The sequence below is a fragment of the Bacillus sp. SRI_025 genome (assembly GCF_057592095.1).
Genome location: NZ_JBYEGB010000001.1, coordinates 835447 through 847641, shown reverse-complemented (window position 1 = coordinate 847641; position 12195 = coordinate 835447). Strand labels below are relative to the sequence as shown.

Sequence of the window (12195 nt, the reverse complement as noted above, 5' to 3'; positions counted from 1 at the left end):
GAGAGTAGTTTGTTTTTAATTGGCATTGTCTCATATCATGGCAGAGATTGAAATGAGATAAAGATATTAATAGGCTCTACTAAACCATTTGGTATAATTGATCTATAAAAGCGATAAATGGTAGATATAGAATAGGAGTTGTTGAAATGAATCAAACTCTGCAAATGGGTGCCAATACCGTACTAAACTCTCCAAAGGGACAAGTATCCATCAGTTATGAAGTATCATCTGCAATTGATATTTCTTTAACAGCGTTTCTCTTAACAGATTCAGATCTAGTTCAAGGAGATCATGGCATTATTTTTTACAATCAGCCGGAGAGTGCCACGGGTGTCGCGACACTTTTACCAGCAGAGATATCAGGTCAGTTGAAAAGACATCAATTGAATTTTGATATGAGCAAAGTGCCTACTGGAATCACAAAGGTGGCGATTACACTAACAGAGGATCAAGGAATTGGTTTTTCTCAAGTGAAGAATCTGCAAGCAGAAATTCAAACAGGCGATGAGGTACTATACCTTACACCAGTAAGCTTTACAAATGAAAAGGGTATTGTCGTAGTAGAGCTATATATCAGAAATGGTGAAACGAAAGCACGATCCATCTGGCGTGGCTTCGATTCTGGATTAGAAGGGTTATGTCAGCTTTTTGGGGTAGAGGTTGAACCTGATGAACAGGGTGTTTCTATACCTCCTCAAATGACTTCTGAAAAATTAATTGATGAGCCTGCTCCTCCAATGAAGCCAGCTGCTAAAGAGAAAGTCGCTGCACCAATTAGCTTAGAGAAAGTTCAAGGTAAAATTAGTCTAGACAAAGGTCATAAACCGATCATCATTGAAAAAACGCCTGAGATTACAGCTACAGTATCCTGGGAGTCTGGAACCGATTATGATATTTATGCATTGGTCTATACGAAGTCAGGAAAACAAATAGATGTGGCCATGTTTGGCGCAAAAGGTGTTCTTGCTCTTAAAAGTTACGGAAACGGAGCTGTAGAGCATATGGGAGATGTCGGTAGAGACCGTGAATCGATGAAAACAGAAGTCATTAAATTACGGTTAAATGACGATATCCTTGCTATCGTTCCGGTTGTTTATTCTGCACAATCAAACGGAACAGGTTCCTTTTATAGATATAGGGTATCTATGAGTATCGATAATCACCAAGGAACGTCTGTGACAATTCATGCCAAACATGCGAATGATAATGATCGAATTTATTCTTGTGTGCCGGGTATGCTTCAAAATACAAATGATGGTGTGATCATCCGTCCGCTAGAGCTTTACAGCAAACCAAATTCCGAGCACAGACCTAAATTAAAAATGAAGTCTTCTAATGAAATTGATGTTTTGATGGATAAAGGACCAATCAATGATTATAAATAAAACGAATGTATGGCTAGACAGAGCAAAGTGCATTGTCTAGCTTATTTTATTTGACCTTTAAATTGAAAACGTCATTTAGCCTATTTTTCCGTTTTGAAAGCCACCATAAAATAGACTTTATGATCAATAATGGAGGTGTTTCTGGGACACTGGATGATACAAACTTTGGCGGCGATACCTTTGTAGAAGAACACTTTTTAGATAACGCAGTACATATGGGCATCAAAAATGCCAAAAGCATTGTAAAGGATCAAAAAAAGGCACTCAAAACGATTTTTCAAGACATTGATGATCTCATTTCTCTAGAAGTATTTGATAGTCAAACCTTTGATGAGAAAATAGAAGATGCGGAAGATGAACGAAAAAAGACGGTCAAAGACCTAAGAGAGCTTGATCAAAATTTAAAAGATGAATATGCTCTGTCAGAAAGTGATACGGTGTCTGATCACAACGGAGACATTGTCAACGGAGCCCTGCCGCATGGTGTAGATAACCCTTATATCAAATCAAGTGACTGGGGCTGGTCCATTGACCCGACAGGCTTAAGGTATACATTGAATCGTTTTTACGATCGCTATCAAATCCCGCTATTCATCGTCGAGAATGGATTTGGTGCCATTGATCAAGTGGAAGAAGACGGTTCTATTCACGATCCAGAACGAATTCAATATCTCGCTTCTCATATCGAGGCGCTGAAAAAGGCAATAGAATACGACGGTGTTGACCTCATCGGCTACACACCTTGGGGGATCATTGATATCGTGTCATTCACAACAGGCGAAATGAAAAAACGCTACGGCATGATCTACGTTGACCGTTATAACGAAGGGAACGGCTCAATGAAGCGTCTCAAAAAAGATTCGTTTACTTGGTATCAAAACGTCATCGCAACGAATGGTGAAGAAGTGTAAAGATAGGTAATAGAGAGCCGAATGAGCATGGTATCGCTTGTTCGGTTTTTTTTGTATGGAGTCACCCAGACTCCTCTATACTGAATAGTCGGTGTAGTTGCTCTGTTCCTCAAAAAACTTCAAAAACTCTTTTGTCGAAGCTGATAAGTAGCTATTTGATCTCCAAACTAATGAAGGATCTGAAATCCATGGATGATCTTGAATGGAGATCTTTTTAAATTCTTTCGTAAGTGGATGGTTGACCATGGATAAAGGTAAGATTGTCGCCCCAAATCCTTTTCTTACTAAACTGAATAACATAGCAGAGTCGTGACATTCACATAAAATATTAGGCGTTAATTCCAACTGTTGAAATGTATCTACAATTTGATCAAATAATCCTACTCCTTCTGTTGGACGGAGTAATACAAGCGGAATGTCAGATAGTGTTTGTATGCTGATTTCTTTTTCATCTATCTTATATTCTTTAGGGACAACTAATACACAAGGATCTGTATACAAACTTTTCACTTTCATATCTTTTTTAGGAAAAGGTCCTCCTGTAATCGCAACATCAATTTGCCGATTATTCAATAATGTCATTAAGTGAGCAGAGTTTCCTTCCCAAATATTAAATTTAACATGCGAATGCTTTTTCCTAAATTCGGTAAGAGCTGAAAGTAAAATCGGTGCACAATAAATAGTAGAACCAATTGAAAGAGTCCCGCTTATTTCCTCACTAAATTCTTTAATTTGATGAATAGCATCCTCCATGCTATAAACTATTTCTCTAGCCTTTTTTAAAAATAGTTCTCCCTGAGCGGTTAGAGTGACTTTCTTCTTTTTATTCCTTTCAAATAAAACAACACCTAATTCATCTTCCATCATTTTTAATTGCCTGCTAAGTGGCGGCTGAGCCATATGCAGGGATTCTGCAGCTTTAGAGATTGTACCTTGTTCTGCAATGGCTATAAAATATCGCAGTTGTCGAATATCCATATGTCTTCTCCTGTCTTTTTATACTTTGTAAGTATTATATATAAACAATATGAATATTATCAATATATTAAACTGGAGAGTATACTTTATTTAGAGATATGAATCATTAATATTAAAGAAGGTGAAGCGTATATGAAGATTATTGTTGGAATGTCTGGTGCTACAGGAGCCATTTTTGGTATTCGTCTTCTAGAAATTCTCAAACACACAGATATTGAAACTCATTTGGTCATGTCTTCATGGGCAGCCGCAACCATAAATGTTGAGACATCTTACACAGTAAAGGATGTTGAAGAATTAGCTGATTTCACATATTCATATAAGGATTTAGGTGCGAAAATTTCAAGCGGATCTTTTAGAGTAGATGGAATGATTGTGGCACCTTGTAGTATGAAAACTCTTGCATCAATTCGAATGGGGCTGGCAGACAATCTTGTTACGCGAGCTGCTGATGTCATTTTAAAAGAGAGAAAAAAATTGTTATTGATGACCCGTGAAACACCTCTTAATGATATTCATCTTGAAAATATGTTGGCTTTATCAAGAATGGGATCTATCATTTTCCCTCCAATGCCTGCTTTTTATAATCATCCTCAACAGATTGATGATATTGTTAACCACATTGTTTACAGAGCCTTAGATCAGTTTGGTATTCAATTATCAGATGCTAAGAGATGGGAAGGTATACAAAAAGCGAAGTAAGCTGATCAAAAGATGATTTGAGAGGCTTTTTCAATCAGGTTCGTCCTTTTAGGACGAACCTTTTGTATTTGATTTTCATGTTGAACTTCATTTTAGTTAAAAAGCATACTTTTAAGGTATAATTTAAATATTTAATAGATATTTTTAATATCCTAAAATGGGGCGTACAATGGTGATGTAAGGGAAAACACATCACATAAAAATTGCTGAATAGGAGGATTTCCCATGTCCTATAGAGATTTAAGAGAGTTTCTAGATTTACTAGAATCAGAAAATCAACTAGTACGTATTAAGGATGAAGTCATGCCTGAACCAGATTTAAGCGCAATTGGCCGTTCTGCCCCGGATATGGAGAATGCACCAGCTGTTCTTGTAGAAAAAGTGAAAGGATATAAAACACCTGTTGTCCTAAATGTACACGGTTCATGGCAAAACCATGCCTTGATGCTTAACATGGACAAGAACACACCGGTTAAAGAACAGTTTTTCGAACTAGAAAGAATTTGGGATAGATATCCGATTAAACCTGTTTGGGTAGATAAAAAAGATGCACCAGTGAAAGAAGTTGTAATTGAGGAAGATATCAATTTATTTGATGTGCTGCCACTGTTTCGTATTAATGAATTCGATGCGGGCTTTTATCTTTCTAAAGCTCTTGTGGTTAGTAAGGATCCAAATAAGCCTGAAAGCTATGAGGAACAAAATGCCGGAACTTACCGTATTCAAGTAAAGGGTAAAGATAAAGTAGGAATTCAGCCACTTCCATTTCACGATATAGCGGTTCATTTAAAACATGCAGAAGAAAAAAATGAACCTTTACCAATTGCCATTTGCTTAGGTAACGATCCTGTCTTGAGCTTTATGGCGAGTACACCGATAGAATATGCTCAATCCGAATATGATTTTGCCGGAGCCTTAAAAGGAGAAGCAATTGAATTAACGAAAAGTGAGCAAGGTCAATTAGATATTCCAGCGAGAAGTGAGGTTGTTCTAGAGGGATACATTATGCCTCGTGAAAGAGAGATAGAAGGCCCATTTGGCGAATTTCCTGGAAGTTATTCAGGAGCACGTTTGCAGCCGATTGTAAAAATTACTAAAATCACTCACCGTCAAAATCCAATTTTTGAAAACTTATACTTAGGTATGCCATGGACGGAAATTGATTATTTAATGGCTTTAAATACAAGTTTACCATTGTATAAACAGTTAAAGCGTGACTTCCCAGAAGTTGAGGCAGTAAACGCAATGTATACACACGGTATAGGAACGATTGTATCGACAAAATCTCGGTTAGGTGGATACGGTAAGGCGGTTGCGATGAGGCTATTATCCACTCCTCATGGAATGCCTTATACGAAAATAGCGATTATCGTAGATGAATTCGTTGATCCGTTTAATTTAGAACAAGTGATGTGGGCATTAACAACTCGGGTACGTCCAGACAAAGATGTGTTCAAAATTCCATATGCGCCTGGAATGCCATTAGATCCATCTTCTGACCCTGCTGGTATGCACACAAAGCTAGTCATTGATGCGACAACTCCGATTGCACCTGATATTGCACGAGATACTGAACTTTTGGCTACGCCAGAAAAAGCAGAAGAATGGTCTGCCATTCTCCGTGATTTAATAAAAAAGGGAGGAAATAAATAATGAAGTGTCCGAGATGTGAATCTGAAAAAGTAAGCTTATTAACAAAATCTCCTGTTAAGGATGCTTGGGAAGTATATATTTGCGATACTTGTACCCTATCTTGGAGAAATACAGAAGGTCCTAATATCACAGACCCCGAAAAATATGATAAACGTTTCAAGTTGGATGCAACTAAATTTAAAGAGTTAGATCAAATTCCTCCAATCCCAAAGTTAATAGATTAATGTAAAAATAAGAAGATCTCTATATACCGCTTAGAGATCTTCTTATTTAGTAAAAAAAGTAACGATAGATTGTCTAATGAATCTTGGCTCAGTATCGTCTAATAGGTGAAGGTAAGGTGGTGTTAGCATGTGTAAAACGGAATTGTCTCCTGAGGTATTTGAATTCTTGAATGGAAAAAAGCTGTCAGATAAACAGCATGAAGCGATGATGTTAATGACTGTAGGAGAGGATGGCTGGCCACATAATGCGATGATTAGTGTGGGGGAAATTGTTGCATTAAACTGCCAAGAATTAAGAATTGGTTTATGGCCAAATACAACGACTACATCCAATATCATTCGTACACAGAAAGCGACTTTGGTAATGGTATGTCAAGGAAAGGTTCACTATATTAGACTGTTTTTGAAAAGGCTAGATAAGACGCCTGACAGCCATTATGTAAGAGAAAGATTCTCTGCTCAGGTTGTTTTAGCTAGGGAAGATGTAGCAAAATATGCACAAATAATCTCCGGCATCAACATCGACTTATTCAATGAGAAAGAAGTCATTGAACGCTGGGAACAAACAGTGAAAGAAATGAAAGAATAAGTAAAAGGGATGGCTTAGTTAAGCCCATCCCTTTTTTCTCTTAGAAAGGATATTTTCTTGGTTGATTTTGTACAGAAACCCATTGGATTCGGGTGAATTCTTCTAGAGCCCATTGGCCTCCAAAGCGACCAATTCCAGAAGCCTTTTCCCCGCCAAATGGCGCCAGGCTATCATCATTTACGCTTTGATCGTTCACATGAGCCATTCCGCTTTCAATGCGTCTTGCTAATGTAATCCCTTTTTCAATATTCTCTGTAAAGATACCTGCACTTAAACCATATTCACTGTCGTTTGCGAAATGGATGGCTTCTTCCTCATTGTCAAAAGGAATGATAGAAACAACTGGACCAAATATCTCACTGCGTGCAATCTTCATGTCGTTATTGACATCTGCAAATACAAACGGTGTGATCAGATTTCCTTCTCTTTTTCCTTCTAACACTAATTTAGCACCTTCATTTTTTCCTTCTTCAATGATCGACATGACATGATCAGCTTGTTTCTCATTAATGAGAGGCCCAATCACTACAGAAGGGTCTACTGGGTTCCCACATTTTAATGAAGCTGCTCTTGCAGTGTACTTTTCAATAAAGGTATCATAAAGATTACGATGAACGAGAATGCGGTTAATAATCATACAAATTTGCCCTTGGTGTAAAAATTTACCGAAAATTGCAGCGTTTATCGCTTGGTCAATGTCTGCATCTTCCAATACAATAAACGGATTGTTTCCACCAAGCTCTAAGGCTGTTCGTTTCAGGTTTTTCCCCGCAATTGAACCAATATGACGCCCAACGCCAGTTGAACCTGTAAAAGAGATGATTTTTGGAATGGGATGTTCGATAAATGAGTCTCCAATTTCTTTTGTATTGGTCAGGATTAAGTTGAAAACCCCTTTTGGCAAACCAGCATCTTCAAACGCTTTTGCAATGACGACACCACCTGATAATGCTGTTTGCATGTCTGGTTTGTGTACAACTGAATTTCCTGTAGCAATTGCAACAGCAATAGAGCGCATAGATAAGTGAAGAGGAAAATTAAATGAACTGATAATACCAGCTACCCCTATAGGTGCTCGATAGACATAATTTGTTTTGTTTTCTATTAAAGCAGGAAGCTCTGATCTCTCTTCTAGTTGGTGTGGATAATCCATTGATTGTTTCAAAACATTCATGGTAGCTTCGAGTTCGATATTGGCTTTCACGAAGGAACTCCCTGCTTCTTTACAGAGCGTTTCTAGTATGTCATCCTTATGTTTTTCAAAGAACTGATATGCTTTTTCAAGCACGCTCACCTTTTTAGAAGCTGATACTTTTCCCCAATGTTCTTGAGCTTCTTTTGCAGCTTGATAGGCTGCGTGAATATCCTCTTCTGAAGCTATATTTACTTCAGCAATGACCTCTGAAGTATAAGGGTTATAAACTTTCTGAATTTTATTTGATGAACCTTTTCTCCATTGTCCATCAATATATTGATTTATTTTTTTTGCGAATACATCCACAATGATTCCCCCTTGTGTCTATCAATTTCAGCCATTATTTAATTATAATGATGATATATTAAGAGGGGAAATATCCATTTTGTATAAAGAAAATACCTATTAAGTATCTTATTCCTCGAACTTTAATAGGCTAGGATGAACAAAAGAACCTTCCAGAGTGGAAGGTTCTTGATTGTCATGTTCAGCTAATTTTCACAATCGGTTTTAAAACGGCACCAGATTTCGAATCAGCAAAGGCTTGGTTGATATCTTCGAATTCATAAAATTTCACTAGCTTATCAAATGGGAACAACCCTTTTTTATAGAAATCAATAAGTTTCGGAATGAATAACTTAGGAACTGCATCGCCTTCAATCACACCCATTAATGTCTTACCTTCAGCCATGATATCGTTATGGACATCAAACTCCATTTTTGGTGTGACTCCAACAACTGCGGACACACCTAGCGGCTTTAGAGCATGTAATGATTGACGAACAACAGGTGGTACACCCGTTGTTTCAACAGCATAATTAGTTCCACCGTTTGTTATTTTTTTAATTTCTTGTACAGCATCTACTTTTGCTCCATTAAAGACATCTGTAGCACCTAATTCCTTGGCAAGTGCTAATCGGTTTTCATGTACATCTATCGCAATGATTTGTTTACAGCCTGCAATTTTCGCAGCCATAATGGCACTTAATCCGACTGCTCCACAGCCATATACAGCAATTGTCGAACCAAATTCAGGTTTTAATTTATTTAAAACGGTTCCACTTCCTGTTTGGATTCCACAACCTAATGGTCCAAGAAGAGCCAAATCAACATCTTTCTCTACTTGAACGACATTTCGTTCGTTAACAACTGCATATGTGGCAAATGAAGATTGTCCAAAGAAAGTAGAAACTGCATGATTGTGTTTGTGTATTCTGTTTGTATGATCTTCCATCTTGCCATCAAAATTTAGTTCATTGAACCGCATACAGCTAGTAGGATGTGCAGCTAAACAGTTTTCACATTCTCCACAAGAAGCAAATGATAAGACAACATGATCTCCTTTTTTAACGGACTTGACACCATCTCCGACAGCTTCTACAATTCCAGCTCCTTCGTGGCCTAAAACCACAGGGAAGGGTGATAATCCCATATCGCGAGCGACAGCATCTGTATGACAAACTCCAGTTGCTACCACTTTAATTAATACTTCATTACTTTTTGGGTTTTCTAGCTTTAGTTGTTCAAATACAAAATCTTCACCTTGTTTTTCAATGACAGCCGCCTTAATTTCCATCATAAAGCCCCCTTTTATGAACTCTTCTTAATGTGAATTAAGAAATCAGAGAAATTATATGCTGTAACTGTTTAGATTACAAGTGATTGATTTCCGGTTAATTGACAAGAAGAGGGTTACGATGAAAGCGTGGTAAGGGTTGTACCCGTTTGAGAAAAAAGTCCTAATTTGAACAAATGGATTGTTTTATTAGATAATTCTTGTGATGATAGTATAAAAAAACAAGGATTGTTAAGTTGATTTTTATGAATAACAACAGAAAAACAAAAATCGAAACCTTAAAAAGAAAAAGCAGAAGAAAGCACTTAATGAACGAATTGAGCTACATGACACTTCCAGAACACCCCTTTTTAGATATCGAAGAAAATCAATTGTTTTGTCAGAAGGTGTTTGCTTTCCTTTATGCAAGAGAAAATAAGATTCAAATACATGGGGATAACTATCGAGAACATATAAAAAAATCTACACAAATGTTAAAGGAATTGGTCAAGAATGCAGAACGTTATCCCAAAGAAGCTAGAATCATGTTTTTTCGAGAGCATGAAATTGAAGCTCTTTTAGTAAACGTGAACGAAGTGTTTAGCCATTTAAACCAGCTTCTTGAGCAAACGAAATTTTCAATTGGATATGGAGATTTTATGTTAGTCACAGAGGATCTTCATTTTGGATTATGCATTGAACGGACGGAATATTTTTATGAGTTAAGTACTTGGGGACTTTAAGTTTAGACGGTCTTTATTAGAAAGAGCATGACAATACCATTCATTTTCAATAGGTACGATTAGATGATATAACAGTGCTCTTTGATCTATATTTAATCAATTTATTATTGTTTTTCGAGAAAAAACATTGCTTTTGTGAAGATAATTAATTACTATAAAGATATTAACATGTTAAAAGCGGTTTCATGAAACGATAAAAATTTAAAAATAGAATAATGCGTACATTCAATAAGGCGTGTTACTGTTCGGCAGGCAAGACCTAGATTGGATGGGATATCTGTATTTGTATATTCCCACCCAATCCAGGTCTTTTTTTGTTCCCTGAGCGCCTATAATCAAAAATGAAAGCGGTGACTTTAATGAATCATAAAGACTTAGCTCAAGACATTCTAAAACATATTGGCGGAAGCGAAAATGTTCAAAATGCCATCCACTGTATGACGAGATTAAGGCTGACTTTAAAAGATTCTTCACGCGCAAACTCTGAAGAAATTAGCCGTCTTGATGGCGTCATTCAAGTAGCAGATACAGCAGGTCAGTATCAAATTATTATTGGAAATGATGTGGGTTATGTTTATAAAGAGTTTGCAAAACTGATTGATCAAAATCCGGAAGCAAGCGGACAGATTGTACAGAATAAAGATCATAGCTTGAAAGGATATTTCAATCGTTTTGCCAATTTGATCACTGGCATTTTTGCACCGATCATCCCTGCGATCGCTGGTGCAGGAATGTTGAAGGCTCTATTAATTTTATTGCCGATGCTGAACTTGATGAAAGAAGACAGCCAAACCTATTTGGTATTGAAAATCATCTCAGATGCAGCGTTTTTCTTCTTGCCAATTTTGTTAGCCTATACAAGCTCACAAAAATTTGGCACAAACCCTATGGTATCAATGGCTTTGGCTGGAGTTTTGTTACATCCGAACTTAACAGCCCTGTTTAGCAGTGGTGATCCAGTTGTCTTTGCGGGCATCCCACTAAAAGCTGTTTCTTATGGTGCATCGGTTATTCCGATCATACTCATTGTTTGGCTGATGTCATATGTAGAAAAGCTGGCAGATAAATTATCACCGGGACCTGTCAAAATCTTTATGGTTCCTTTAATTACGATGATTATTGTCGCTCCGATTGGTTTACTGTTTTTAGGGCCGCTCGGTATGTATCTTGGTGCAGGCTTAGCCGCAGGGGTCTTATGGATCCAGCAAACTGCGGGATGGGCAGCTGTTGCGATTTTAGCCGTTTTCTTACCTTTTATCGTCATGTTTGGGATGCAGAAGGTGTTCTATCCAGTTGTTATCGCGTCCCTTGCTTCACCAGGATACGATGCTCTCATTGGGGTCGCTATGCTAGCAGCGAACTTTGCGCAAGGTGGAGGTGCTTTGGCTGTTTCATTTAAAACCAAAGATCCTAAGTTAAAACAAATTGCGATGTCCGGAGGAATTTCTGCTTTATTTGGTATAACAGAACCTGCATTATACGGCGTTCATTTAAAACTTAAGAAAACATTACTCGCATGTATGATTGGAGCAGGGGTTTCAGGTATTTTTGTTGGATTGATTAAGCTAAAGGCGTTTGTCATGGTTTCACCTGGTATCGCAACAATGCCGATTTTCATTGAAAAAGGGACTTCAAACTTTACGTTTGCCATTATTGGTGCAGTCGTTTCAGCGGTCGTTGCGTTTATTGCTGTTTACATCATCGGCTTTAAAGATGCAGAAACTGAAAACATCGAGAAGAAAAATGAGCCTGTTTCCACATCAGAAAGCACAAGAAATCGTGAAGTCATTTATGCACCAATTAAAGGAGACATCATTCCTTTAGCAAAAGTGAATGATAAAGTATTCTCTGAAGAAGTGATGGGGAAAGGGGCAGCGATTCAACCTACTGAAGGGAAAGTATTTGCTCCTTTTGATGGACAAGTAGAAATGATTTTCCATACAAATCATGCCATTGGTTTAAAATCCAACCTTGGTGTGGAAGTTCTGATTCATATTGGTATTGATACTGTAAACTTAAATGGACAATATTTTACTTCACATGTTCAAAAAGGTGATACAGTGAAACAAGGTCAACTTCTGATTGAATTTGATCAACAGAATATACAAAAGGCTGGCTATGATACAACAACACCAGTCATTATTACAAATACAGCTGATTATTTAGAAATTTTACCCCAAGAGGGAAAAACGAATCCTGTTTCTGGTCATCAGCAGCCACTTTTAACGGTCTTATAAATCGATTTTGAATGTATCCAGGA

General features: G+C 37.4%; 11 protein-coding genes. 8 read left to right on the top strand and 3 right to left on the bottom strand.

What is annotated here, in order from left to right; genetic code table 11:
- The first annotated feature begins 146 nt into the window (after nucleotides 1-146).
- Together AC20OE_RS04300 and AC20OE_RS04295 are read left to right on the top strand one after the other, a co-directional pair.
- Complete coding sequence (locus AC20OE_RS04300; protein ID WP_099663855.1) at nucleotides 147-1385, top strand: TerD family protein; 1239 nt, start codon at nucleotides 147-149, stop codon at nucleotides 1383-1385.
- A gap of 119 nt (nucleotides 1386-1504) precedes the next feature.
- Nucleotides 1505-2296 carry a family 1 glycosylhydrolase gene (locus AC20OE_RS04295; RefSeq protein WP_257218435.1) on the top strand — a complete coding sequence of 264 codons (792 nt, stop codon included), beginning with the start codon at nucleotides 1505-1507 and terminating at the stop codon, nucleotides 2294-2296.
- Nucleotides 2297-2371: 75 nt separating this feature from the next.
- On the opposite strand, the gene AC20OE_RS04290 is transcribed toward AC20OE_RS04295, so the two are convergent.
- Complete coding sequence (locus AC20OE_RS04290) at nucleotides 2372-3274, bottom strand: LysR family transcriptional regulator (RefSeq protein ID WP_099663854.1); 903 nt, start codon at nucleotides 3272-3274, stop codon at nucleotides 2372-2374.
- A 132-nt stretch (nucleotides 3275-3406) separates the two neighbouring features.
- Between AC20OE_RS04290 and AC20OE_RS04285 the strand changes: the two genes are divergently transcribed.
- The 4 genes from AC20OE_RS04285 (at nucleotide 3407) to AC20OE_RS04270 (ending at nucleotide 6442) form a co-directional block, all read left to right on the top strand.
- Entirely contained in the window at nucleotides 3407-3976 is a 570-nt protein-coding gene (locus tag AC20OE_RS04285) for a non-oxidative hydroxyarylic acid decarboxylases subunit B (RefSeq protein ID WP_099663853.1), read from the top strand.
- Between the two features lie 225 nt (nucleotides 3977-4201).
- Nucleotides 4202-5629, top strand: coding sequence for a non-oxidative hydroxyarylic acid decarboxylases subunit C (locus AC20OE_RS04280; RefSeq protein ID WP_047202078.1), 1428 nt, complete (start codon nucleotides 4202-4204; stop codon nucleotides 5627-5629).
- Nucleotides 5629-5853: a non-oxidative hydroxyarylic acid decarboxylases subunit D gene (locus AC20OE_RS04275; RefSeq protein ID WP_047202077.1), complete on the top strand. Its 225-nt coding sequence runs from the start codon at nucleotides 5629-5631 to the stop codon at nucleotides 5851-5853. Before AC20OE_RS04280 ends, AC20OE_RS04275 begins: the two co-directional genes overlap by 1 nt.
- A 127-nt stretch (nucleotides 5854-5980) precedes the next feature.
- Nucleotides 5981-6442 carry a pyridoxamine 5'-phosphate oxidase family protein gene (locus tag AC20OE_RS04270; RefSeq protein WP_099663852.1) on the top strand — a complete coding sequence of 154 codons (462 nt, stop codon included), beginning with the start codon at nucleotides 5981-5983 and terminating at the stop codon, nucleotides 6440-6442.
- Between the two features lie 40 nt (nucleotides 6443-6482).
- Here the strand turns inward: AC20OE_RS04270 and AC20OE_RS04265 are convergent, their stop codons facing one another.
- Nucleotides 6483-7943 (bottom strand): aldehyde dehydrogenase family protein, encoded by a 1461-nt coding sequence (locus AC20OE_RS04265; protein WP_099663851.1) that lies wholly within the window; start codon nucleotides 7941-7943, stop codon nucleotides 6483-6485.
- Nucleotides 7944-8124: 181 nt separating this feature from the next.
- Nucleotides 8125-9213 carry an NAD(P)-dependent alcohol dehydrogenase gene (locus tag AC20OE_RS04260; protein WP_099663850.1) on the bottom strand — a complete coding sequence of 363 codons (1089 nt, stop codon included), beginning with the start codon at nucleotides 9211-9213 and terminating at the stop codon, nucleotides 8125-8127.
- Nucleotides 9214-9458: 245 nt separating this feature from the next.
- Between AC20OE_RS04260 and AC20OE_RS04255 the strand changes: the two genes are divergently transcribed.
- Together AC20OE_RS04255 and AC20OE_RS04250 are read left to right on the top strand one after the other, a co-directional pair.
- Complete coding sequence (locus AC20OE_RS04255; protein ID WP_099663862.1) at nucleotides 9459-9935, top strand: YxiF family protein; 477 nt, start codon at nucleotides 9459-9461, stop codon at nucleotides 9933-9935.
- 359 nt (nucleotides 9936-10294) lie between these two features.
- Nucleotides 10295-12172, top strand: a complete 1878-nt coding sequence (locus AC20OE_RS04250) for a beta-glucoside-specific PTS transporter subunit IIABC (protein WP_487268492.1) — start codon at nucleotides 10295-10297, stop codon at nucleotides 12170-12172.
- The last annotated feature ends 23 nt before the right edge of the window (nucleotides 12173-12195 follow it).